Here is a 288-nt window from a genome sequence, read left to right as displayed (position 1 = left end):
CCGGATCACTAAGCCCGACTTTCGTCCCTGCTCGACTTGTAGGTCTCGCAGTCACGCTCCCTTATGCCTTTGCACTCTACGAATGATTTCCAACCATTCTGAGGGAACCTTTGGGCGCCTCCGTTACACTTTAGGAGGCGACCGCCCCAGTCAAACTGCCCACCTGACACTGTCTCCCGGGTCGATAAGACCCGTAGGTTAGAATTTCAATACAGTCAGGGCGGTATCCCACCAGCGCCTCCTCCGAAGCTAGCGCTCCGGTTTCAATGGCTCCCGCCTATCCTGTAC

1 rRNA gene is annotated in these 288 nt (G+C 56.2%); it reads right to left on the bottom strand.

Annotated features, from left to right (window positions below):
- Positions 1 to 288: ribosomal RNA gene (locus tag ACSG5Z_RS31600) — 23S ribosomal RNA — on the bottom strand; the annotation flags it as partial.

Origin of the sequence: Bacillus pretiosus, from assembly GCF_051294775.1 — a bacterium.
Lineage (GTDB): Bacteria > Bacillota > Bacilli > Bacillales > Bacillaceae_G > Bacillus_A > Bacillus_A wiedmannii.
The sequence above is the reverse complement of the archived record's forward strand: the minus strand, read 5'-3'. Positions and strand labels throughout refer to the sequence as shown.